The sequence below is a fragment of the Siminovitchia acidinfaciens genome (assembly GCF_003605385.1).
GTDB classification, from domain to species: Bacteria; Bacillota; Bacilli; order Bacillales; family Bacillaceae_C; genus Siminovitchia; species Siminovitchia acidinfaciens.
Genome location: NZ_QYTV02000007.1, coordinates 24,216 through 47,556, shown reverse-complemented (window position 1 = coordinate 47,556; position 23,341 = coordinate 24,216). Strand labels below are relative to the sequence as shown.

At 45.9% G+C, this 23,341-nt stretch carries 22 protein-coding genes; 21 read left to right on the top strand and 1 reads right to left on the bottom strand.

The annotated features are described in order from the left end of the window. The first annotated feature begins 89 nt into the window (after positions 1–89). The 17 genes from D4T97_RS14935 to D4T97_RS14855 all read left to right on the top strand — a co-directional run bounded on the left by D4T97_RS14935 (position 90) and on the right by D4T97_RS14855 (position 17,988). Positions 90–959 carry a 5-oxoprolinase subunit B family protein gene (locus D4T97_RS14935; RefSeq protein ID WP_126051669.1) on the top strand — a complete coding sequence of 290 codons (870 nt, stop codon included), beginning with the start codon at positions 90–92 and terminating at the stop codon, positions 957–959. Further along, positions 956–1,945 carry a 5-oxoprolinase subunit C family protein gene (locus D4T97_RS14930; RefSeq protein WP_126051561.1) on the top strand — a complete coding sequence of 330 codons (990 nt, stop codon included), beginning with the start codon at positions 956–958 and terminating at the stop codon, positions 1,943–1,945. The genes D4T97_RS14935 and D4T97_RS14930 overlap by 4 nt, the downstream gene beginning before the upstream one ends. 2 nt (positions 1,946–1,947) lie before the next feature. Further along, positions 1,948–2,187: an acetyl-CoA carboxylase gene (locus D4T97_RS14925; protein WP_126051560.1), complete on the top strand. Its 240-nt coding sequence runs from the start codon at positions 1,948–1,950 to the stop codon at positions 2,185–2,187. Positions 2,188–2,211: 24 nt separating this feature from the next. After that, positions 2,212–3,561: an acetyl-CoA carboxylase biotin carboxylase subunit gene (locus D4T97_RS14920; RefSeq protein WP_126051559.1), complete on the top strand. Its 1,350-nt coding sequence runs from the start codon at positions 2,212–2,214 to the stop codon at positions 3,559–3,561. Between the two features lie 10 nt (positions 3,562–3,571). Continuing rightward, complete coding sequence (locus tag D4T97_RS14915) at positions 3,572–4,336, top strand: LamB/YcsF family protein (RefSeq protein ID WP_126051668.1); 765 nt, start codon at positions 3,572–3,574, stop codon at positions 4,334–4,336. Positions 4,337–4,792: 456 nt separating this feature from the next. Beyond that, positions 4,793–5,245 (top strand): CoxG family protein, encoded by a 453-nt coding sequence (locus tag D4T97_RS14910; protein ID WP_126051558.1) that lies wholly within the window; start codon positions 4,793–4,795, stop codon positions 5,243–5,245. Between the two features lie 28 nt (positions 5,246–5,273). Continuing rightward, the gene (locus tag D4T97_RS14905; RefSeq protein WP_126051557.1) at positions 5,274–5,801 is read left to right on the top strand and encodes a (2Fe-2S)-binding protein; all 528 of its coding nucleotides are present in this window, start codon (positions 5,274–5,276) and stop codon (positions 5,799–5,801) included. After that, complete coding sequence (locus tag D4T97_RS14900; RefSeq protein WP_126051556.1) at positions 5,801–8,149, top strand: xanthine dehydrogenase family protein molybdopterin-binding subunit; 2,349 nt, start codon at positions 5,801–5,803, stop codon at positions 8,147–8,149. The genes D4T97_RS14905 and D4T97_RS14900 overlap by 1 nt, the downstream gene beginning before the upstream one ends. Further along, the gene (locus D4T97_RS14895; protein WP_126051555.1) at positions 8,146–9,003 is read left to right on the top strand and encodes an FAD binding domain-containing protein; all 858 of its coding nucleotides are present in this window, start codon (positions 8,146–8,148) and stop codon (positions 9,001–9,003) included. The genes D4T97_RS14900 and D4T97_RS14895 overlap by 4 nt, the downstream gene beginning before the upstream one ends. 172 nt (positions 9,004–9,175) lie before the next feature. After that, positions 9,176–10,363: an AAA family ATPase gene (locus tag D4T97_RS14890; protein WP_235872270.1), complete on the top strand. Its 1,188-nt coding sequence runs from the start codon at positions 9,176–9,178 to the stop codon at positions 10,361–10,363. Between the two features lie 20 nt (positions 10,364–10,383). Continuing rightward, complete coding sequence (locus tag D4T97_RS14885) at positions 10,384–11,580, top strand: vWA domain-containing protein (protein WP_126051554.1); 1,197 nt, start codon at positions 10,384–10,386, stop codon at positions 11,578–11,580. Positions 11,581–11,585: 5 nt separating this feature from the next. Continuing rightward, positions 11,586–12,713 carry an XdhC family protein gene (locus D4T97_RS14880; RefSeq protein ID WP_126051553.1) on the top strand — a complete coding sequence of 376 codons (1,128 nt, stop codon included), beginning with the start codon at positions 11,586–11,588 and terminating at the stop codon, positions 12,711–12,713. A 12-nt stretch (positions 12,714–12,725) separates the two neighbouring features. After that, on the top strand, positions 12,726–13,346 hold the full coding sequence (locus tag D4T97_RS14875) for a nucleotidyltransferase family protein (RefSeq protein ID WP_126051552.1): 621 nt from the start codon (positions 12,726–12,728) through the stop codon (positions 13,344–13,346). Between the two features lie 132 nt (positions 13,347–13,478). Further along, positions 13,479–15,506 carry a sigma 54-interacting transcriptional regulator gene (locus D4T97_RS14870; protein ID WP_126051551.1) on the top strand — a complete coding sequence of 676 codons (2,028 nt, stop codon included), beginning with the start codon at positions 13,479–13,481 and terminating at the stop codon, positions 15,504–15,506. 10 nt (positions 15,507–15,516) lie between these two features. Next, positions 15,517–16,398 (top strand): 5-oxoprolinase subunit B family protein, encoded by an 882-nt coding sequence (locus D4T97_RS14865; protein ID WP_126051550.1) that lies wholly within the window; start codon positions 15,517–15,519, stop codon positions 16,396–16,398. Position 16,399: 1 nt separating this feature from the next. Beyond that, entirely contained in the window at positions 16,400–17,377 is a 978-nt protein-coding gene (locus tag D4T97_RS14860; protein ID WP_126051549.1) for a 5-oxoprolinase subunit C family protein, read from the top strand. 383 nt (positions 17,378–17,760) lie between these two features. Beyond that, entirely contained in the window at positions 17,761–17,988 is a 228-nt protein-coding gene (locus D4T97_RS14855; RefSeq protein WP_126051548.1) for a group-specific protein, read from the top strand. Positions 17,989–18,120: 132 nt separating this feature from the next. Here the strand turns inward: D4T97_RS14855 and D4T97_RS14850 are convergent, their stop codons facing one another. Next, entirely contained in the window at positions 18,121–19,029 is a 909-nt protein-coding gene (locus D4T97_RS14850; RefSeq protein WP_235872269.1) for a LysR family transcriptional regulator, read from the bottom strand. A gap of 267 nt (positions 19,030–19,296) precedes the next feature. On the opposite strand from D4T97_RS14850, the gene D4T97_RS14845 reads away from it, so the two are divergent. Genes D4T97_RS14845 through D4T97_RS14830 form a run of 4 tightly spaced genes read left to right on the top strand, consistent with a single transcriptional unit; the run spans position 19,297 to position 23,244 of the window. Further along, the gene (locus D4T97_RS14845; RefSeq protein WP_126051546.1) at positions 19,297–20,415 is read left to right on the top strand and encodes an ABC transporter ATP-binding protein; all 1,119 of its coding nucleotides are present in this window, start codon (positions 19,297–19,299) and stop codon (positions 20,413–20,415) included. Between the two features lie 36 nt (positions 20,416–20,451). After that, positions 20,452–21,360 (top strand): ABC transporter permease, encoded by a 909-nt coding sequence (locus D4T97_RS14840; RefSeq protein WP_235872268.1) that lies wholly within the window; start codon positions 20,452–20,454, stop codon positions 21,358–21,360. Between the two features lie 3 nt (positions 21,361–21,363). Further along, positions 21,364–22,143 (top strand): ABC transporter permease, encoded by a 780-nt coding sequence (locus D4T97_RS14835; protein ID WP_126051545.1) that lies wholly within the window; start codon positions 21,364–21,366, stop codon positions 22,141–22,143. A 33-nt stretch (positions 22,144–22,176) separates the two neighbouring features. Continuing rightward, entirely contained in the window at positions 22,177–23,244 is a 1,068-nt protein-coding gene (locus tag D4T97_RS14830; RefSeq protein WP_126051544.1) for an ABC transporter substrate-binding protein, read from the top strand. Positions 23,245–23,341: the final 97 nt, after the last annotated feature.

Below are 23,341 nucleotides of genomic sequence, written 5' to 3'. Positions count from 1 at the left end.
AATACCAATGGATATCACTTTCAGATCATTGGCACAGATATTGCAAATTAATTTCATGACAGAAAGAGCAAATGAGAGGTGAAGTGTTGATGACCCGTTACGAATACGGCGGAGATGAGTTTATTTTTGTCGAATTGGCAGAAGAGATGAGCCTCGAAGTAAACTTCCAGGCAATGGCGATCACAAAACAATTAAAAGAAGAAGAGATTCCGGGTATTTTGGATATTTGTCCTTCAAACGCTTCTTATATGGTCCGGTTTGAACCTGAAAAAATCCATCCGGACAAGCTGATTTCAAAGTTGAAAGATCTGGAGCAAACGATATCCATCGATGACTTTGAATTATCTTCGAGAATGGTGGATGTACCTGTTTTATTCGAAGATCCATGGACGCACGAAGCGTTGATGCGTTTCAGGGACCGGCATCAGGATCCGAATGCTACTGACTTGGAATACACAGCGAGAATCAACGGGTTTGATTCAACCGATGCATTAATTGAGGCAATGACGGGGTCTCCGTATCTTGTTACAATGATCGGATTTGTTCCGGGGCTTCCATGGTGCTATCAGATGGTTCCGCGTGAGCAGCAGATCGAAGCACCTAAATATGTCCGCCCCCGTACATTCACTCCTGAAAGGGCTTTCGGACTGGGTGGAGCATTCACGGTTATTTATCCGGTAGACGGAGCCGGAGGCTACCAGCTATTTGGAATTGCTGCAGCACCTATTTTTGAAAAAGACAGCAAGCTGCACGATTTCCAAGGTACGATGACTTTCCCGCAACAGGGAGACATCTTCAGATATCGGAGTGTGACGAGAGAAGAGTACGATTCAATCAGAAAAGAAGTGGAAGAAGGAACGTTCCGCTATCTGACAAAGGATATCACTTTTACTCCGAAACAAGTGCTTGAAAATCCGAAAGCGTTTTCTGAAGAAGTGCTAAGGAGGTTGTACGCATGATAAAAGTGAAAAACCCCGGTTTGCAAACGACAGTACAAGATGTTGGGCGGATTGGGCATTATGAAGTCGGGATGCCTCCTTCCGGAGCGATGGACAAATATTCATATGCAGCGGGCAACCTTCTTGTCGGAAATAACGATGGTGCGGCGTCGTTGGAAATTACATATATGGGACCTGTCCTTGAATTTGAACAGGATGCGGTCATCGCCCTGACAGGCGGAGAAATTCCGCCAAAAATCAACGGAGAATCCGTTCCAATGTGGCAAACGTTACAAATCAAGGCGGGTGATACCCTGTCTTTCGACTTTGTCAAAGGAGGAGCAAGAGTCTATCTTGCGGTACAAGGTGGAATCGATGTTCCATTGATCATGGAATCAAGATCAACCTATACATTATGCGGGATTGGCGGTTTGGAAGGACGTGCCCTGCAGGCAAATGATGAGCTGAATATTGGAAATGATATCAAACAGCAAGTAAAAGCCGGCACTCGTATCCCGGAAGAATTGATCCCTAGTTTTTCCAAAAATCATGAAATCCGAGTCATCATGGGTCTATGCAGTTACCGTTTGACAGAGGAAAGTAAAGAACGTTTCCTTTCGTTGGATTGGACGGTCACGCCTGAAGCAAACCGTGTCGGATACCGCTTTAAGGGGGAACGTTTGAATTTCGTGGAAAGGGAGCAACCTTTTGGCGCTGGAAGCAACCCTTCGAATGTGGTGGATTTGGGTTATCCGATCGGATCCATTCAAGTGCCGGACGGAGTCGAACCGATCGCCTTGCTCAATGATGCTGTTACAGGCGGCGGATATGCGACGATTGCCACGATTATCAGCCCGGATTTGAACAGAATGGCCCAGGCGAAGACAAATGAAAAAGTGCGGTTTATTTCGGTGACCATTGACGAGGCGCTTGAAGCGAGAAAAACTGAAAAAGATAAGATCCATCAGATAAGGGAACAAGTCAACTCACAACAACAGGAGGTCTAACCATGGAAGAAAAAACAATCGTTTCACCAATTCCGGGAGTATTTTACAGGAAGCCGTCGCCGGACAAAGAAGTGTACTTCAATGAGGGTGACACAGTCAAAGCAGGGGACATCATCGGACTGGTCGAAGTCATGAAAAACTACTATGAGATCAAAGCGGAAGCGGACGGCGTCATTGAACGCTTTTTGGCTGATGATGAGCAGCTTTTGGACGCCGGCCAGGAAATTGCCATCTTGAAATAAATCAACCTGTATTGCAAAGGAGACATGTCAGTGCTTTTTAAAAGAGTGTTAATAGCCAACAGAGGTGAAATTGCCAGGAGAATCATTAAGACATGCCACCGGCTAGGCATTGAAACTGTTGCCGTCTATTCGGAGGCGGATGCAGCGATGCCGTTCGTCAAAGAGGCAACGACAGCTGTCTGTGTCGGACCAGCGCAGGCAAAGAAAAGCTATCTAGAGGTTGAAAACATCATCCAGGCAGCCAAAGAAACAAATTCTGATGCTATCCATCCGGGATATGGTTTTCTATCAGAAAATGCCGCATTTGTGCGCCGCTGTGAAGAAGAAGGAATCACGTTCATCGGGCCGACTGCCAAAGCGATTGAATTGATGGGAAGCAAACTGGAAGCTCGCTCCCAAATGGAGCAGGCCGGAGTCCCAGTTGTGCCTGGATCGGACGGCAGGTTGAATTCGGTAGAAGAAGCGGTAGAGCTTGCTGAAGAAATCGGATATCCGCTCATGCTGAAGGCAAGCGCAGGCGGAGGCGGAATCGGCATGAAGCTTGTTGAAAATGCTGATGAGCTTACCAAGGCGTTTGATTCCACCAAACAGAGTGCCGAGACATTTTTTGGAGACGGATCCCTATTTTTGGAAAAATGGATCAATGAGCCGCGCCATATCGAAGTGCAAATCGCAGCTGACGAACATGGAAATGTCATTCACTTGTTTGAACGGGAATGTTCCGTCCAACGGAGAAACCAAAAAGTGGTGGAGGAAAGCCCTTCTCCTTATTTGGACGAAGAATTGAGAAAAAAACTGCTGGAAACAGCGGTCCGCGGTGTACAGCATATCGGCTATACGAATGTCGGTACGATGGAGTTCATTTTCGATGGGGAGAAAAACTTTTACTTCCTGGAAATGAACACGCGCCTTCAGGTCGAGCATCCTGTTACCGAGGAAATCACCGGTTTGGATCTGGTGGAGCTGCAGCTTCAATTGGCTGCTGGCGAGAAGCTTCCATTCGAACAGTCAAACATAAATAAGGACGGACACGCAATTGAATGCCGCTTGTATGCGGAAGATCCGAAGACATATTTTCCTTCACCGGGGACAATCAAGCGTCTCGTTTTACCGGAAAAAGCAAGACTTGATTTCGGGATTGAAGAAGGAACGAAAGTGTCACCTTTTTATGATCCGATGATTGGAAAGGTCATTGTTTACGGAGAGGACCGAAGCCAGGCCATCGAGAAAATGAAGGAAGCGCTTGGACAGCTGGAGGTTGAAGGAATCACGACAAATCGTCCGCTGCTATATGACATTATGGAAAATGCCGATTTTAAAAAGGGCGAGTACACGACGAAGTTTCTGGATGAGTTCCAGAAGCAGCGAAAGTAGGGTGAGTGAGTTGTATAAAGTGGATTTGAACTGCGATATGGGGGAGAGCTTTGCCCTCTATGAGCTGGGAAATGACGAGGAAATGATGAAATATATCACTTCGGCGAATATCGCCTGTGGATTTCATGCGGGAGATCCGCAGGTGATGAGACGGACGGTTGAACTGGCAAAGGAGTATGGTGTAGGGATCGGCGCTCATCCCGGCTTTCCTGATCTGCTAGGGTTCGGCCGCCGCTATATGACATGCACGGCGCAGGAAGTGAAGGATTACATTACGTATCAGACAGGTGCCTTACGGGAATTTGCCCGGGCGGCGAAGGTGGACATACAGCATTGTAAACCGCACGGAGCTTTGTTCATGAAGGCGATGGAAGACAGGGAAATTGCAAGGGCAGTGCTTGAAGCCATTCACGATGTGAATCCAGAGACGATTGTTTTTGCTTTTAACAATTCCGAAGTATGGGAAGAAGCGAATAAAATGGGGATTCCGGTTGCACTTGAAACATACTCGGACCGCGAGCATACGGAAAGCGGCTCAATCGTCCTGACAAGAAAAGGACAGGCGATCAAGGACTACGATGAGATGGCCCAGCGCGTTGTTCGCATGGTCAAGGAAGGGAAAGTCATCACCCATGATGGAAAAGAAGCCTCCGTAAAGGCTCAAACTGTATGCATTCACGGAGATACGCCGGGTGCCCCTGATCTTGCCAAGGCGATTGTTCATGCGTTGAAAGCCAATGATGTGGAGATTGTGCCAGTAAGGGAAATCGTTTGAAAACCAGTTTAGGTTCGGCCGCAGATCCGGTTACGGACAGCGGCACCTTTAGTATTCTCTGAAGTTTAAAAGTATAAAAACAAACTAGAATTAACTATAAAAGATGTTACTCCAGCTTCGACGCACAGGCCGTGTTAGTGCAAGCGAAGCGACAGGATGTCGCGTTCTGAGCCTGCCGAAGCCACAGGATGTGGCTGTCTGAGGCGGCCAGCGCCTAGCTCCTTGAGGTCACAAGTCTGTAAGCAAGCGTACTCAAAGATAATGTACTCCTGTTCCAAAGTTATTTAGAGGAAGTCTTGTTCAGCTCGTCGCAAAGCTTCACGAATCAACTCAAGGAAGTGTCACATAATGTGATTGAAGTCATCAGCTTTCTGTGATGCCTGAAGTACTGCCTTGTTTCCCCGTGCTGATCAAGGCGCTGAAGTTTTTTTAATAAACAACTAGGAGTGGTCTGCAATGAAAATAGAAAACTCTCATACATTTAAAGGCGTTTCAGTCGAAGCGCTTTGGAATACTTTACAAAATAAGGAGGTGTTGCGTGGGGCTTTGCCGGGTTGTAAATCCTTCGAGGAAGTGGAAAAAGATGTGTATGATGCTGAACTTGGCATCAACGTAGGTCCAGTGAAAGGAATATTCACGGCGGAAGTCCGACAAGTGGAAAAAAGGGAGCCGGAGTTTTATAAGTTGCTTGTCCATGGGAAAGGGAAACCTGGTGAAATTGATGCGGAGGCCGAAATGAGATTGGAAGATTCAGAGGCTGGAGCGGTACTTACCTGCAGTGCTGACGTAAAGGTCACCGGCATTCTTGCATCTGTCGGCCAGCGTGTCATGGGAGGCGTATCCAAGCTGCTGTTGGGACAGTTTTTCAAAGACATTGAAAAAGAAACGAAAAAAATCGCAAACCTGTGATTATCATATCTAAGAGGAGGAGCGGTTCATGACAAATGAAAAGATGAAGGTGAATATGACCGTCAATGGCCGGGAAAGAAGTGCGGAAGCGGAGCCAAGGATGCTGCTTGCCCACTTTTTGCGTGATGAGCTTGGTTTGACAGGCACACATATCGGGTGCGATACAAGCCAATGCGGCGCGTGTACAGTCATGGTAGACGGTGGGGCAGTAAAATCTTGTACACTGCTTGCGGTGCAGGCAGATGGGTCAGAAGTGACGACAGTGGAAGGAATTGGTACGGTCGACAACATGCATCCAATCCAGCAAGGGTTTTGGGAGGAGCATGGACTTCAGTGCGGTTATTGTACTTCCGGGGTCATGATGGCGATGATCGGGCTTTTAGATGAAAATCCGAATCCAACGGAAGAGGAAATCCGCGAAGGGCTTGAAGGTGTCATTTGCAGATGTACAGGCTATCAATTTATCGTTAAGGCGGTTCAAAAAGCGATACAGATCATGGCAGAATCCGGTCAGCCAGTCACGGCGAAAGAAGCTGTTGGGGAGGTGCGCTCATAATGACGACTGTTGTTGGAACCAGTTTGAAAAGGAAAGAAGATCCCAAGCTCCTCGTAGGGACGGGATATTTCTCTGATGATATCAAATTGCCCGGCATGCTACATGCTGTCATATTAAGAAGTCCTCATGCGCATGCCAAAATCAAATCTATCAATGTCGAAGAAGCATTGAAATCCCCGGGTGTCGTAAAAATCTACACGGGGAAGGACTTGGAAGGAAAGATTGGAAGAATCCCTTCATCATGGCTTGTTCCTGACTGTAATTTAAAAGAAATGCCCCAGTATCCGCTGGCCATTGACCGTGTCCGTTATGTTGGTGACGGTGTCGCCATGCTGATTGCGGAAGACAAATATGCTGCACGGGATGCGCTTGATTTGATCGATGTTGAATACGAGGTGCTTGAGCCTGCTGTTCATCAAAAGAAAGCAATGGCAGAAGGAGCTCCGCTTGTTCACGATGAGGTCGAAAATAATATTGCTTTCCATTGGAAGGCCGGCGAAATTCCGGAAGAAATTTTTAAAACAGCGGAAGTCGTTGTAAAAGAGAGCTTCCATGTTCAGCGGGTCGCTCCAAGCCCGATGGAAACAAGGGCAGCAGTTGGCGATTATCATCCTGCTACAGGAGAATTGACGCTTTATTGTACATCTCAGAACCCGCATATCCACCGGATGGTCCTTTCCGGCGTACTCGGTATTTCAGAAGCGAAGTTGCAGGTGATTGTCCCTGATATGGGCGGAGGTTTCGGAGGGAAAATTGGCGTGTATCCGGATGAAGCGCTTGTCGGCTACGCCTCACGGGACTTGCAGCAGCCAGTCAAATGGATTGAGCAGCGCAACGAGCACTTTATGGCATCCAACCATGGCAGGGATGAAATCATTGATGTGGAAGTGGCAGGAAGCCGCGACGGGAAATTAACGGCCATACGGGTTAAAAACACAGCTAATATGGGTGCTTATTTATCTACAATGGGCCCTGGAGTTCCAACAATCGACTTCGGATTGATGATTACAGGTTCCTATGATATTCCGCACGCGTCCTGTGAAACATTCGGAGTGTATACGAATACCACACCGACAGATGCGTACCGCGGAGCAGGAAAGCCGGAAGCGACATATCAAATTGAACGGATCATTGATCTGTTTGCAAGGGAAATCGGAATGGATCCGCTTGATGTCCGGAAAAAGAATTTTGCTCCCAAGGAAGCTTTCCCATATACGAATGCCCAAGGGCTAGTATATGACAGCGGTGACTATGAAAAGCCGTTGAAAAAAGCTTTGGAAATCATTGATTATGAAAAGCTTCGCAAAGAGCAGGAAGAACTTCGCAAAGAAGGAAAGCTGATCGGCATCGGGTTGTCTACATACGTCGAGCTATGCGGATTCGGACCGTCGGCAGTTGCCGGGGCCATCGGATTCCAAGGAGGAGTCTGGGAAAACTCCACTGTCCGTGTCCATCCGTCAGGCAAAGTGACTGCTTTCGCAGGAACTTCACCACACGGTCAAGGCCATGCTACAACATTTGGCCAGGTGGTTGCGGATAAGCTGGGAATTCCAATGGATGATATTGAATTCGTTTTCAATGATACCAAATCAGTTTCCATGGGTTGGGGAACGTATGGATCGCGATCAACGGCTGTTGGGGGCGGGGCTGTATCGATGGCTGCCGACCGGGTCGTTGATAAGGCAAAAAAGATTGCCGCTCATGAGCTTGAAGTGTCCACCGAAGATATCGAGTTTGAAAATGGTGTATTTAAAGTAAAAGGTGTTCCGGGCCGTGAACGAACTTTCCAAGAAATAGCCAGATCAGCCAACTATGCCTGGAATCTGCCGGAAGGAATGGAGCCTTCCTTGGAGGGACAAGCGTTCTTTGATCCGGAGAACTTTGTATATCCGTTCGGCACGCATATCGTTGTAGTCGAAATTGACCAGGATACAGGAGAAATCGAGCTCAAACGATATATTGCTGTCGATGATGTCGGACGTGTCATCAACCCGCTTACCGCATCTGGACAGGTTCATGGCGGGATCGCTCAGGGAGTCGGTCAGGCCATGTGGGAAGGCATCGTCTATAACGATGAAGGCCAGCTAATGTCCGGTACGTTCATGGATTACACCATGCCGAAAGCGCGCTTTTTCCCTGAAATTGAAAATTCGTTTACAGAAACTTTATCACCAGTGAACCCATTGGGCTCCAAGGGTGTGGGAGAAACGGGAACGACCGCTTCCATTCCGGCGGTGATGAATGCGGTGGTGGATGCGCTCGAGCCATTCGGCATCACGGATATCGATATGCCGCTGACTCCTGAAAAAGTATGGAGGGCAATTCAAAAGGGGAGGGAACAAGCATGATTCCTGCTAAATTTGATTATGTTCGAGCAGATTCCGTTGAGCGGGCCATTCAGTTGTTACAGGAAAGCGACGGGGAAGGCAAGTTGATTGCCGGTGGTCACAGCCTGCTCCCTTTAATGAAATTCAGACTGACAGAGCCTGGACTATTAATTGATATCAGCAGAATCTCCGAATTAAAAGGCGTTCGGAAAGAAGGGGACCGCGTTATTGTCGGTGCGATGACAACTCATCGCGAAGCGGCCAATGATCCTGTTATTAAAGAGCATATCCCTGTATTGGCGGAAGCAGCCCGCCAAGTCGGAGATATTCAAATCCGGAATCGGGGCACAGTCGGGGGGAATATCGCGCACGCCGATCCAGCAGCGGATCTGCCTGCAGCCGCGATTGTTCTGGATGCGGAGTTGACAATTCAAGGGGAAGACGGCGAGGAGACGATGAGTCTTGATGATTTCATTATCGGGCCATTGATCACAATGATGCCCGAGAACGGTGTTGTCACGAATGTGACATTTGCCATTCCGCCTTCGCATGCGAAATCGACGTATTTGAAATATTTCCACCCTGCATCAGGCTATCCAGTTGTCGGTGTTGCTGTTGTCGCCGGTACGGATAGTGACGGAAAAATCGATTATGTCAAAGTGGGGATCACTGGAGCAGGAGATATGGTGTTTCGAGCGGAAGCGGTTGAACAAGCCTTGATGGGACAAGTGCCATCTGAATCCGTCATCGACTCGGCAGCGGGTCTTGCCGCCGAAAGTGCAGATATGGGAAGCGACCTTTTTGCATCAGAAGAGTACAGGGAACAGCTTTGCAAGATTTATACAGCACGCGCTTTGAAGACTGTTTTACTGTGATCATTTTCTTTGTCTAGTGCCGACGGCGCCACAGCACTTGGCGCCAAGCCTAGCTCTTCGAGGTCATAAACCTGCAAGCAAGAATGTGCCTCTGCGCCATAGCTGTTTCAAAGAGTCTAGTTCAGCTTGTCGCAAAGCTACACGAAGGATACTCAGAGGAGTTTCGCATCATGTGATTGACATCAGTAGCTCCCCTGTGGTGGCTAAAGAACTTCCTCCTCGCGGGGATTGTCTTATGCTTGTCGGGGCTGACCAAGGCGTTTCCGCTTTTCTAATCAGGGGGCCTGCACTTTGGTGTGCGGCCCCTAAACCTTCTGTTGTATGCACAAACTCTGATTGTAAGATTCCAAGCTGCCTTGAGAAAAAGCGAATTTCAGAGTTATGTATGATAAACAATCGAAATCCAAATCATTGTACGAAAGCCCCTGCCAGAGGGCGCACTATTCTATCAATTTTTCTAAATGGGGTGGTTTGCATCAGCGGTCAATTACACTCAATCGAAGAAGCATTCAGGCAGCAAGGGTACATCACCGACCAGGCGACATTGACAGCACTTAATCTCGTAACGGCACTAAATAAGCCCCTTTTGATCGAAGGTCCGGCAGGTGTCGGCAAAACGGAACTTGCAAAGGTCCTTGCCAAATCCCTGAACACTCGTCTAATCAGGCTTCAATGCTATGAGGGGCTTGATGCGAGCTCCGCCTTATATGAATGGAATTATGCCAAGCAGATGCTCCATATTCGGTTAACCGAAAATAGCGGGGCGTCTCTTGAAGAAAAAGAAACCGAGATATTCAGCAAACCATTTCTCCTCACACGTCCCATTCTTGATGCCTTGACGGACGAGAATTCATCCCCCGTCCTTTTGATTGACGAGGTGGACAGGGCGGATGAGGAATTTGAAGCATTCCTGCTGGAAGCCCTTGCCGAGTCACAGATCACTATCCCTGAGCTTGGCACCATTCAGGCGAAATATCCCCCATATGTCATTTTGACGTCGAACCGTACCCGGGAACTGAGCGATGCACTGCGTAGGCGCTGTTTGTATCAGTGGGTTTCATACCCGGATGCTGAGAAGGAATCCGCCATACTTCATGCCCGCGTGCCGGAAATCAATGACAAACTGACGGAGCAGATCGTCAATATGATGCAGCTTGTCCGAAAGATGCCGCTTTCGAAGATTCCAGGCATTGCGGAAAGTCTCGACTGGGCCTTTGCCTTGATGGCCCTGAACCAAAGTGAATTGGACAAAGACGCGGTGCTACAAACTTTGGGCTGTTTTATCAAGGACCAGGAAGACTGGCAGACGGTTGAGAAGGAGATTAATCAGGGGAACCTTCTTTCTATGGCCAAGGTTTAGAGGAGGGTTGCAACATCCAAATGAGAACACTTTCCAACCATATACTCGAATTCTGTCTCCATTTGCGGGAGCGGGACTTCTTGATTGGTCCGCAGGAAACAATGGACGCTATCCGAGCTGTCCAGACGATAGATATTTTTAACAGGGAGCAATTCCAGGCAAGCCTGAAGCTCGTTCTCTGCTCCCGGCAGGAAGAGCAGCCTATATTCGATTATGCATTCAAAGAGTTCTTTTTTAACATAAAAGAAAATAAAATGAGTGAGGATTTGCTCCATTATTTGAGCGATGAGAAAAAAAGCGAGCATTCAGAGAAATCGGAACAGAGAAAGCCAGCGGATAATGATCGCAAGCAAAATGAAGGTGAATCCAAACAAGGACCGGTTCCTTCCGGCATGCCCGGAAACCATCCACAAAGCGGAGAGGCCGCTGAAGAAGCTCGGAAGTTATCGTGGGTTGCTTCAAGGACAGCATTTAAGCAATCCGCTGATTTTCACGCTTATATTCCTCCTGACGAGCTTGGAGATATGGAGAAAGCCGCCAAAATAATGATTAAAAGAATAGTATTGAAAAGATCGCAGTCCTATCATTCCGCAAAAAAAGGAACGAAAGTTGATTTTCGAAGGACACTGCGAGAAAGTCTGCAGACAGGCGGCGATCCTGTCAGCCTTCATTGGAAAAAGCGAAAGAAGAAAGGCGCCAAATTTGTGCTATTGTGTGACGCGAGCCGTTCCATGTCTCTTTATGCTCACCGCTTTCTCCAATTCGCCTATGCGCTGTCGGAATATTCGAGGCATATAGAAGTCTTCCTTTTTTCCACAAAAATAAAGAGAGTCACAGATCAACTGCTCGACCGCCGTGCAGGACTTCCGGTGCTGAATCAACTGGGGGATTCGTGGGGCGGGGGCACATGCATCGGGGAATCAATTTTTTCATTCGTCCAGGAATATGGTCCGCAAATGCTCCATAAAGACACGGTTGTCATGATTGCCAGCGATGGCCTGGATGCGGGGGATATTAGCCGCATGGCCTGGTCGATGAAGGAGATTCAAAGAAGGACATCCAACGTCATTTGGCTGAATCCGCTTTTGCAGATCGAAGGATATGAGCCGACGGCCCGCGGCATGAGAGTGGCACTGCCATATGTGGATGTTTTTGCTGAAGCATCCGATGCCCAATCATTCATCAGGCTAGCAAAGAAGATTCAGATCAGGAGGTAATGAGATTGACGGAAAATGAGCAAATCATTCAGGCTATCATCAGCACCAGGAAAGAAGGCATCAAGGCCGCACTTGCAACGGTCGTGCGTGTTCATGGATCCGCGTACCGCCGGGAAGGCGCTAAGATGCTGATTGATGAAAAGGAAAATGTCATCGGAATGGTTTCGGGCGGCTGTCTTGAAGCAGATGTAGCAGAATTGGCGAAGCAGGTGATCAGCAGCGGACAGCCCTTATTAAAAACGTATGATATGGATGAAGATCTCGTCTGGGGGCTTGGGCTTGGCTGTCCAGGAACAGTCGATATTTATATCGAGCCGGTACCGCTCACGCAGGATACAGCGTTTGACCTTTGGCTATCATGTATGATAGAAGAGCAGCCTTGCGTATTAGCAACTATTTTACAAAAAGAAGATGGTGTCTCTGGACGCGTGTTCATTCCCAAAAAAGGTGCACCGGCCGGGGAGTTCCCTGACTCTTCAGTTCAAGCGCATGTCATCACATACACCCAGCAAAAGATGAACGAAAAAAATCCGAAATCCGAGTCTCGCACATTTATGGCGGAAACAGGACGGGATATTGATATTTTCATAGATGTATTTACGCCACCATCAGAAATTATTATTTTTGGAGCGGGGCATGACGCCGTTCCCGTGGCCAAGTATGCGGTGTCGCTTGGATGGAAAACGACGGTTGTCGACCCCAGGACTTATTACAACAGTGAAGAACGATTTCCGGGTACTGAAAGGATTTTGGCAGATACTGCAAAATTTAACGACCAAGTGAAGATTGGCAGCCATACATATGTGATTATCATGAATCATCATATTGAAAGGGACAGGGAGACATTAAAGTACGTCTTGCCTTCATCCGCTCCGTATATCGGCGTCCTTGGTCCCCGCAAGCGGCGTGTTCGTATGCTTGAGGCCATTGAGGACGAAGGAATCCACTTTACGGATGAGCAGCTGCAACGAATGCACAGCCCGATAGGCCTAGATATCGGTTCGGAAACGCCGGAGGAAATCGCCATCAGCATCGTGGCAGAAATTATAGCGGTTCAAAAAGGACATGAAGGCGGATTTTTACAGGGTTCAAATTATATCCATTTAGGGCAGGCGGCAGCCAATCAATCTTAGGAAGGTACACATATGAGACAAACAACAAGTGCAATCATCCTTGCAGCAGGAACTTCTTCCAGGATGGGCACGGCAAAGCAGCTGTTGCCTCTGGGAGAGCGTCCTATGCTGGAACATATCATTGACCGTACACTTGCAGAAGACTTTTCCGAGATCATCGCAGTCATCGGACATAAGGCGGAAGCCATTCGGCACACAATCTGCATTGAAGACTCTCGTTTTCGGTGGGTGGTAAACAATGATTACAGTAAGGGACAGGGGACATCTTTAAAATTGGCCATGAGCCAAATCAACGAACACCATTCCGGCGTGATGGTGTTTCTTGGTGACCTTCCATTTATGTCACAGGAAACGATCTGTGACATATATGAGCTTGGTAATTTCATGCTCACCGAAAAAGACGAACCGTTTGTCCTGCAGCCCAGTTATAAAGGGACTGCAGGACATCCGGTCTTTTTCGGCCATGTAAAAGCGGAATGGTTCCAGGAAATTCGAGGAGATCAGGGCGCAAAAGCGATCATGGACCGTTTTCCGATCAGAAGGAAGCTTCCAGTGGAAGACCAAGGAATTTTATATGATATCGATACTCCCGATGCGTATAACACGGCTCGGAAAATCTATCGGCAAATTTGATAGAATGAGTTTATAATAATAGAAAGGCGTCGTATCTGTACAAAGCAATAGTCATTTTAAGGGAATATTTTTTAAAACTAATATTTTCTATTTTTAGAAGAAATACCTCTTCCCCGGAATAGGAGGGATCCTTTGATTCTCTGGAAAGACATCCTGAAACCGATTACAGTAGTGGTCGGATATGATGATTCGATTAAATCGGTTATTCAAAAGATTACTAGTGAGCGAACTGATATCGCCTTTGTTGAAGAGCAAGATGCACTGGTTGGCTATATTACAAACAGTTGTTTACTAGAACAGATTGAAACGGGACAGAGCCTAGATGAACCGATTAAATATAAAAACGATATATTAAAGGTTCCTGATGCGATTCCGGTAGAGTTCTTTCATAATGTTACAACTGTGATAGGGGTAGATTCAAAAGGCGATGTTGCTGGGTACAGCACGGTCAGGAATGCCCGCCACCAAATCAATGAACTGCAGTTGATTCATTTAAATGAAATCATCCATGGTGCGGGAGTCGGTATTGTTAGGACGAACAGCCAATTTGAAATTGAATTCATGAACGAAACTGCGGAAAGATTTTTGGGCCTGCCCAGGTCTTTTCTTTTAGCACGAAATTATGAAGCGCTTTTGACAACTGAAAAGGACTTACAGAGGGTGCTCTCTGGAGAGACGCTAGTCAGTGTGAACAGTACAATCAACTTCAAACAAATGAGCGGAAATTTTTACCCGCTAAAAATTGAAGGAGAAATCACAGGGCTGGTGCATATGTTTTACCTCCGGGAAGAATTCGAGGAGGCTGTTCAGGAACTGGACTTTGTCCGACATCTGTATTCTGATTTGCAGGCAGTCTATGATTCATCCAATGAGCAGATTTTAGTCATTGATGAAAAAGGAATCATTCTTCGCGTAGCCGGAAAATTTTTAAGAAGTTTTTGGAAAATGGAAGAAGCGGATCAGATTATTGGGAAGCAAATAAGGGATTTTGCGAGGACGAAGATTTTTCAGCCAGATATTTTTGAGATGTGTGTCGGCCAGAAAAAGAAAGTGACCTCCATCCAGGAATCCTCTAGCAATACCCGGATCTGGTCTGTCGCCACGCCAGTCTATCATGAGGGAAAACTGGAAAAAGTGGTCATCCTTTCGCGTGAGATCACTTCGACTGCACCACCCCATGAACAAAAAGAGGAGGATGCTCCATCTATCCGGACGGAAGAAAAGCAGCTTGTCTACCGTTCTGGAAAAATTGCTTCTCTTTTAAACAATCTTAGGAGAGCGGCCAAGATGAATTCCACCATTCTCCTAGAAGGGGAGTCCGGGGTGGGAAAAGAAATTTTTGCGCATGAAATCCATGCTGCCAGCCCTAGGAAAGACTGTCCTCTTATCCGAGTCAACTGCGGCGCCATTCCTGAGCAGCTGATTGAAAGCGAGCTGTTTGGTTATGAAAAAGGAGCATTTACGGGAGCTGACCGAAGAGGAAAAGCTGGATTATTTGAGCTGGCCAATACGGGAACAATTTTTCTTGATGAAATCGGGGATCTTCCGTTGAACATGCAGGTGAAGCTGCTCCGGGTGATTCAGGAACGGGAAGTCGCACGCATCGGAGGGACGGATACAATTCCAATTGATGTCCGGATAATTGCTGCCACGAACAAAGACTTGAAAGCAATGGTAGCAAACGGGGAGTTCCGAGAAGATCTCTTTTACCGCTTGAATGTCATTCCACTCCGAATTCCTCCGCTTCGGGAGAGAAAAGAAGATATTTTTCCATTGGCAGTTTATTTTCTAGAACAGTTCAAGCATATGTACAGTATAGAGAAGAGCTATACACCTGATGCGATTTCAGTGCTTGAAACGTACGGATGGCCCGGAAATATTAGAGAATTGGAAAATATAATTGAGAGATTGATTGTTTTTAGCGAGGAAGAGTGGATTGACCGCGAGGTTGTTTTGAAGGTGCTGTACGGTGATGATGAATCAAAGAGAAAACAGCCGCTCGTATTGGAGATGATGCCGTTGAAAGAAGCTGTGACCGAGCTTGAGACGCAGTTGATAGAACTCGGCATGAAGAAATACGGTACAGCGGCTAAAGTATCGGAAGTTTTGGAGGTTAGCCCTGCTACAATCAGCAGACGGATGAAAAAGATCAGGGGATAAGGGGGAAACTATGTTTACATTGCCTGAAACGAATTTTAATTTTGGCGGTGACGAGTACATTTATGCCGAAATCTCCCGCGATATGAGAGTGGAAAGCAATTTTAAGGCATTGGCTATTACCGCTGAACTGAGAAAAAGGAACATACCGGGCATTACTGACATTGCTTCCTCCAACGCTTCTTATCTGGTCCGCTATAACCCGGATATCATTTCGGCGAGGGACCTGTTGGATTATTTGAGGGAGATCGATTTGACGAAAAGCAATCCGAAAGAATTGAATCTGTCTGTAAGGATGGTAGAAATCCCGATTTGGTATGATGACCCGGTTACGAGAGAATACTCCGAACGGTTCAAGGACCGGCACGATTCCCCTGACATGACCAACTTTGAATATGTCATGCGTATGAATGGATTTAAGGATAAGGAAGCATTCATTGAAAAGCATTCCAGCACTCCTTATTTGATTACGATGGTGGGGTTTCTCCCCGGAACAGCTTGGCATTTCCCGCTGGGCATCCACCCGGAGGAAATGATCCAGGCGCCGAAATACGCCAGCCCGAGGACAAATACTCCAGCTCGCAGCATTGGCATTGGCGGGGCATTTAACGTCATCTATCCAGTAAACGGCCCGGGAAGCTACCAGCTTGTAGGCATGTCTGCCGTCCCTGTAGTTGACCATGAAAAATACTTACCTGAGCTGGACTCCTATTTTTTAGCCAGGGCGGGTGATATTTGGAAGTACCGGTCCATCGACGAGTCCGAGTATGGCCGGATCCGTGCGGCAGTGGAAGAAGGCACATATAAATACCGAATGAAAAACCTTGAGCTTTCTCCGTTGGAATACGCAGAAAAAGGCCATGGATACATCCATGAATTGACAGGAGACTTTTAACATGATAGAAATCATAGAACCAGGACTATGGTCGACCGTGCAGGACTTGGGGAGGCTGGGAAACTATCATTTGGGAGTGCCGCCTTCCGGAGCAGCCGATAAATATTCATTCATGGCAGGGAATCTGCTTGTCGGAAATCCGGTGGACTTTGCCGGCCTGGAAATGACGCTGTTTGGCGGAAAGATGTGTTTTCATAAAAGTACGGTCATTGCCTTGACAGGGGCTCCGATGCAAGCTTCTATAAACGGCCGTCCTGTCGATTTTTGGGAAGCGACTTCGGTACAAGAAGGGGATGTGCTTTCCTTGAACGCGTGCCGGGAAGGTGTAAAGGCCTTCTTATGTGTGTCAGGGGGAATTGATGTTCCTGAAGTGCTGGGCAGCAGGTCCACCTATGAATTAAGTAAAATAGGCGGTTTCAAAGGAAGAAAGCTGGAAAAGGGGGACCAGGTTCAAATAAACGAACCGCTTCCAGGGGTCTTCAAACAAGCGGGCATGTCGGTTCCAGCTGATTTTATCCCCGCTTTTAGCAGAATGCAGGAAATCCGGGTAACGATGGGGATCAAGGGGCATATGATCAGCGATCAAGGATTGAAGACGTTCTTAAATTCGGAATGGACCGTGTCACCGGAATCGAACCGGGTCGCCTATCGGTATACCGGGGCAAAAGTATCTTTTATCGAGGAAGACCCGCCCTTTGGAGCGGGGAGAAGTTATACGAATGTCGTAGACTTTGCTTATCCAATCGGTGGACTCATGTTTACGAATGAAGAGGAACTGATCGTCTTGCAAAATGACGCTACGACAGGGGGCGGTTTTGTCACCATCGGAACAGTCATCAGCCAGGATTTGGACCTCATCGCCCAATCCCGTCCGCTGTCAACATGCCGGTTTGTCGCCATCACATTGGACCAGGCCATCGAGGCTAGAAAAGAGCGCAACGAAAAGCTTGCGCGGCTGGAGGAAATGTTGAAAAGATAGCCAGCTGTTTTTATCGTTTAAGCTAAATTTTCTATTCAAACAAGGGTATGTTATGTCTAGCTCCGAAGGACAGGAGGTTCTATTGCTGACGGCGCCACAGGACGTGGCGCATTATAGTCGGCCAGGCGCCATCGGCTCGAGGTCACAAGCTGCCAGGAGGCTTATTCAGGAAGATTGTGCTCCTGCGCCATAGCATATTCGAGGAAGCTTTGTTCAGCTCGTCGCAAAGCTGCATGAAGCCTATTCGGAGATGTTTCTCACGATGTAATTAAGTAAGCAGCTTTGCTGTGGTGGCTGAAAAGCTCCCTCATCAAAATTCGTCTTGTGCTTGTCGCCGATAGGCGGGCGCCTTGCGCTTCTCCTTATAGAAAGGGGTGATAGGAATGAGCAAATGCAACATCGACCACTCTCGTGAGGACGTAGTTGGAAAGCTGGAAAGCCAGGTGAAATTTTTGCCTGCAAGTCTGGCAGAAGGGCTGGGGCAATTTTTGCAAAGTGAGCAGCCGCAGGAAACCTTGAATGAAGTATTCCATCTTTTGAAGAAATACGATTTGGCTTCGGAGGAAGAGAAAGAAGAAAGAGACCAGAAGCTGGAGGAGTATGTGAAGTAAAAAGCGAACAGCTTTGTTGTTATGAACTGGCCCCTGTCTATTTGACAGGGGCCAGTTCATTTCTTTGTTAGAAAGTGAAAAAATACTTAAGTTGTTAATATTCCCGCGCTGATTGAGGAGAAATGTGTGGGTTCAGTATAGTATAAAATCCTCCTCAATCTCCGCAATAACTTCTTTTGTTATTTTCAAAAAGATGTCAACGGCTTCTTTTTTTACATTGTTTTTTACAGTGACTAAATTCAAGGTGGTGATGATTTCAGGATTGATGAGCTCAAGCATTGGCGGAAGGGAGACGCCCACGCTTTTAATGACTGATTTAGGTGGAAATGCAATCCCCATGCCAGCATTAACCATACCAAGCATAGGCAATGTTTCAGTTCCCCAATAAATGATATTAGGTGAAAACCCACTTTTCTTGCATTCCATGATGATATTATCCGAAATATTATATTCATATGAAGAGTGATGAAGAAGGAAGTTTTCATTTTTTAACGCTTCCAACGTTACGGAACTTTTTTCGGCAAGCGGATGATTTGGAGGCACAGCAACCATTATCGGCTCGGATAATAGTTTGGTAGTAATTAAATCATCCCTATTATAAACATTTCTTATGATTCCTATATCCACTTTATGGAAGCGTAGATGTTCGAGAATGAATGGTGTTGAGCCTTCTTTTACGTGAGTGGATATATTGATGCTTCGATCATTCATCCGTTTGATTACTTCCGGAATCAATGAAAAGTTGGATACTGTCGCACATCCGATGGATACGGTGCCACGATGATCCTTCTGATATTCCCGTGCCTCCTGAAGAATGGCCTCCGAGCTCGCCAATAATTCTATCCCCCGTTGATAAACCATTTGACCGGAGTCTGTCAGAAATAGACGCTTTCCTTCCCTCCTGAATAATTGTATCCCTATCTCCTCTTCGAATTTCTTTAAGAGCATGCTTAAGGGCGGCTGAGTCATATTCAAGACCTTGGCAGCCTTTGAAACGGTGCCATTCTCCACAACAGCGATAAAGTATTTTAGCTTCTGCATATCCATTTAATCACCCTTATATATAAAATATATATATTCTAATTTTATTATATATTTTACATTTATGGAAATTCAAGATACTATTTAAACTATACTAAAAAAAATGACAAATTTTGTAGAAGCTTTATTAGCAAATAGAATACGAGTAAATGTAAGCGTTTTGAATAGAGTCATTCCGGCATCCTTTCTTTTTGTCGAATTTTTGGAAGTGATAAATTTTAAGTTTAATATTCAGAATTGATTTTTAAATAGGGGAGGGGCAACTTGATGACAAGCAACTTAGAGATTCAAAATGTCACGAAGTACTACAAAAAGTTCAGAGCGGTAAATAATGCGAATTTAACGGTTGAGCAAGGAGAGTTCTTTACGATTCTTGGACCAAGCGGTTCAGGCAAGACAACACTGTTGAAACTGATTGCAGGATTTGAAGAAGTCAGTTCCGGATCTATCATGTTAAAAAATGAGAATATCTCTTCTAAAAAGCCTTATGAAAGAAATATTGGCATGGTTTTTCAGAACTATGCCCTTTTTCCTCATATGACTGTGGCCGAGAACATTGCTTATCCATTGAAGAAGCGCAAACTGAGAAAGCAGGAAATAAAACATAAAGTTGAGGAAGTTTTAAAGATTGTCCACTTGGAACAGTATGCAGGGCATTATCCTGCTCAAATGAGTGGAGGTCAGCAACAACGCGTTGCATTAGCCAGAGCGATTGTTTTCAGCCCGCCTCTCCTCTTATTGGACGAGCCTTTAAGTGCACTGGATAAAAATTTGCGCCAGCGTATGCAGATCGAGATTAAAAGCATTCAGGAAAGTTTGGGAATAACCACCATCTCTGTTACTCATGACCAGGAGGAAGCGTTAACGATGTCCGACAGGATCTGTGTGATGAACAATGGAGGAATCGAACAAATCGATACACCTGAAAACTTATATAAGTATCCTAAAAATCGATTTGTTGCTGAATTCATAGGTGATATTAACTTGTTAAAAGGAACAGTTCTTAACGAGGATTCCGAAAATGCCAACATTCAATTACAAAATGGCCAGATGGTTACAATCCAAAGCAGAGATCAGTCATTCGATACAACATCAGTATTGATTGCTCTTCGTCCCGAAAACATTCAATTGGCTGAAGCAGGGAAGGCCTTGAAAAACACACTCAAAGCTAAAGTGATGTCCGTCATATATGTGGGGGAGGCGCTTATCATCCTTGTAAAAACTAAAGAAGGAGAAGAGATGAAGATCAAAGTCCCTTCATTATTGTCCCATGCAATCACTGTAGGGGAGGAATTGACTTTTGGCTGGAATCCCCAAGACGCCACGATATTGGAAGATGAATCGTCTGAAAATGTAAGCGGTCCATTAAAGGCGGCGTCCTCATAATTCCGGATAAGTCTATGAAAAAGGAAGTGATGTACAGTGATAGATGCAAAGCAAGAGAAACAGCCTATCAGAAGTTACAGCGTTCCAACACCGGGGCTTTTTACAAAGATTCCGGGTTTGAAATGGCTATTGGCAATCATACCATTGGCTTATGTCGTTGTACTGCTGCTTTATCCAATGATCGAGCTGTTTAAGCTTGGCATCGCTGACAGCAGCGGGGCTTTTACTCTAGAACATATGCAGCATATTTTCACTAATAAAGTTTATTTGGATGTCATTTGGATTACATTAAAAATTTCATTTCTTGTAACGGTTATTTCTTTACTGATCTCCTATCCGATCGCTTATCTTTTGATCAGGATTGAATCAAATTTATGGAAAAATATGATTCTGGCCTTGGCGATGATTCCTTTCTGGATTAGCCTCCTGGTCCGGACTTTTTCTTGGATAGTCATGCTACAAGACCAAGGGGTCATTAATCAGGCTCTCATGGCTCTCGGCATTATCGATGAACCGATCAAGCTTTTATATACCACAACCGGTGTTGTGATCGGGATGGTGCATGTTCTGTATCCATTCATGTTTTTCAGCCTTTATTCCGTCATGAAAGGGATTGACCAGCGGCTTTATCAGGCAGCGGAAGGGCTGGGAGCACGTCCTATTGCGGCTTTTTTTCAAATCAATTTTCCTCTTTCGTTGCCGGGCATTTTAGCAGGATCTCTTTTGGTTTTCGTAATGAGCCTCGGATTTTTTGTCACCCCCGCTTTACTTGGGGGATCAAGTGAAATGATGATTTCCATGGTCATTGAAAATTACATTAACAAGACGCTCAACTGGCACATGGCTTCAGCTTTATCATTAGTGCTTTTTATCGTAACAATTGTGATATTGGGATTGGCTTTTCTAGTTTTACGCAATCATGCTGTGTTAAAGGATGTGACATAAAAAATGTGGTTAAAAGGAACCGTTGCTCTCATACTAACGGCTTTGTTGGCGCCAATTATCATCATTTTTGTCATGTCATTTACTTCGGTATCGTATTTTCAATTCCCGCCACCGGGATATTCCATTAAGTGGTATCAGGCATTTTTTGAAGATGTATCATGGATGGAAAGCTTATTTCGGAGTTTGCAAATCTCGTTCTTCACAACAATATTAGCGGTCATTATTGGAACACTTGCCGCAAACGCTGTAATTCGGCTGAATTTTCCGGGCAAACAATTATTCATGGGGCTCATGGTGGCTCCGATGATCATCCCAGTAATTATTGTCGGTATTGCGTTGTTTCGATTTTTCTCACCGTTACAGTTAACGGGAACGATGACAGGAATGGTTCTCTCTCATTCGATTCTGTCCATACCAATGGTATTTGTCACCGTGATGGCGAGTTTAAAGGGGATGGACCGCAACCTGGAGCTTGCGGCCATGGGACTTGGTTCTACGCCGGTCGAAGCATTTTTTAAAGTGACCGTCCCATTTATACGCCCCGCTATTTTTTCAGGAGCATTGTTCGCCTTTCTTACATCATTTGATGAGCTTGTCGTTACGATCTTTTTAGCAGGACCAACGACAAAAACGCTGCCTGTAAAAATGTGGGAAGACCTTAGAACGCAGGTCGATCCGACCATTGCAGCCATCTCGTCCGTTCTGATTATTGGTATTGTATTTGTTTATCTGCTCCAAGGATGGCTTTCCGAACGGGCGGTTAAAGCAAAAAGCAGTCAATAGAAATAAAACTTGAAATTTTTAGGGGGAAAAAGAATGTTAAAGAAAGCATTATTAGCAGGGGTGGTTTCATCCGCTATGCTGTTTACTGCTGCGTGCGGCGGAGGCTCCGAAAGCTCTGGGTCCGGAGGAGGAAAACCCGAAACATTGGTTGTAGTTGACTGGGGCGGAGCTGTTACAGATGCGCGTAAAGATACCATCTTTAAACCGTTTGAAGAGGAATTCAATGTAAAAATCGAAGTTGAGTCACCAACCGACTATGGAAAGTTAAAAGCCATGGTGGAAGGCGGCAATGTGACCTGGGATGTGGTAAATATTGATACGTTTTGGGGAGAACAGGCAGGAGAACAAGGGCTATTAGAGGCAATTGACTATGATATTGTCAGCAAGGAAGATATCATTCCTGAAATGATCAATGATTATTCCGTTGGTGCGGAAATGTATTCATCCGTCATCGCTTTCAGCACGGACAAGTTTTCCGGAGATACCCATCCTCAAACTTGGAAGGATTTTTGGGATACCGAAAAATTCCCCGGAGCACGCGGTTTGTATAACGACCCGCTTGAAACATTGGAAATCGCTCTAATGGCAGATGGTGTAAAACCTGAAGACCTATACCCGCTGGATGTGGATCGAGCATTTGAAAGCCTTGATAAACTGAAAGCCAAAACTGAAATAGTATGGTGGGATGCTGGTGCACAGCCAGTTGAACTTCTTTCCACTGGCACTGTCACTATATCCACTGCTTGGAATGGACGGATTACAGAAGCTAAAAAGGACAATGCCCCTGTTGATCTTCATTATAATCAAGCGACTTTATCAAGTGAAGCATGGGCAGTTCCAAAGGGCAGCAAAAATAAAGATTTAGCTATGGAATTCATCAACTTTGCAACTAGTGCAGAAGTTCAAGCTGCTTTCTCTGAAACAATCGATTATTCACCTGTAAATACGAAGGCGATTGAATTATTGCCTGCAGAAGTTCAGGAAAGACTCGGTCAGTCTCCAGAATTGGCAGAAAGCCAAGTTGTCATGGATCCCAAGTATTGGGCTGAAAATTATGAAGAAATCAGCCAAAGGCTGCAGGAATGGCATCTTAAAAAATAAAACAGCATTAGATTCTAGACAGGCTTAATTGGTGACTTTTAGTGTGCCAGCAAGCTGCCTGATCTTTAAGCTCGATGGTCAGGCGCTTGCCTTTACA

Coding starts and splice junctions, on each gene's coding strand:
- D4T97_RS14935 (WP_126051669.1), top strand. CDS start 90: ATGACCCGTTACGAATACGGCGGAGATGAGTTTATTTTTGTCGAATTG.
- D4T97_RS14930 (WP_126051561.1), top strand. CDS start 956: ATGATAAAAGTGAAAAACCCCGGTTTGCAAACGACAGTACAAGATGTT.
- D4T97_RS14925 (WP_126051560.1), top strand. CDS start 1,948: ATGGAAGAAAAAACAATCGTTTCACCAATTCCGGGAGTATTTTACAGG.
- D4T97_RS14920 (WP_126051559.1), top strand. CDS start 2,212: ATGTCAGTGCTTTTTAAAAGAGTGTTAATAGCCAACAGAGGTGAAATT.
- D4T97_RS14910 (WP_126051558.1), top strand. CDS start 4,793: ATGAAAATAGAAAACTCTCATACATTTAAAGGCGTTTCAGTCGAAGCG.
- D4T97_RS14905 (WP_126051557.1), top strand. CDS start 5,274: ATGACAAATGAAAAGATGAAGGTGAATATGACCGTCAATGGCCGGGAA.
- D4T97_RS14900 (WP_126051556.1), top strand. CDS start 5,801: ATGACGACTGTTGTTGGAACCAGTTTGAAAAGGAAAGAAGATCCCAAG.
- D4T97_RS14895 (WP_126051555.1), top strand. CDS start 8,146: ATGATTCCTGCTAAATTTGATTATGTTCGAGCAGATTCCGTTGAGCGG.
- D4T97_RS14885 (WP_126051554.1), top strand. CDS start 10,384: ATGAGAACACTTTCCAACCATATACTCGAATTCTGTCTCCATTTGCGG.
- D4T97_RS14875 (WP_126051552.1), top strand. CDS start 12,726: ATGAGACAAACAACAAGTGCAATCATCCTTGCAGCAGGAACTTCTTCC.
- D4T97_RS14865 (WP_126051550.1), top strand. CDS start 15,517: ATGTTTACATTGCCTGAAACGAATTTTAATTTTGGCGGTGACGAGTAC.
- D4T97_RS14860 (WP_126051549.1), top strand. CDS start 16,400: ATGATAGAAATCATAGAACCAGGACTATGGTCGACCGTGCAGGACTTG.
- D4T97_RS14855 (WP_126051548.1), top strand. CDS start 17,761: ATGAGCAAATGCAACATCGACCACTCTCGTGAGGACGTAGTTGGAAAG.
- D4T97_RS14850 (WP_235872269.1), bottom strand. CDS start 19,029: ATGCAGAAGCTAAAATACTTTATCGCTGTTGTGGAGAATGGCACCGTT.
- D4T97_RS14845 (WP_126051546.1), top strand. CDS start 19,297: ATGACAAGCAACTTAGAGATTCAAAATGTCACGAAGTACTACAAAAAG.
- D4T97_RS14835 (WP_126051545.1), top strand. CDS start 21,364: ATGTGGTTAAAAGGAACCGTTGCTCTCATACTAACGGCTTTGTTGGCG.
- D4T97_RS14830 (WP_126051544.1), top strand. CDS start 22,177: ATGTTAAAGAAAGCATTATTAGCAGGGGTGGTTTCATCCGCTATGCTG.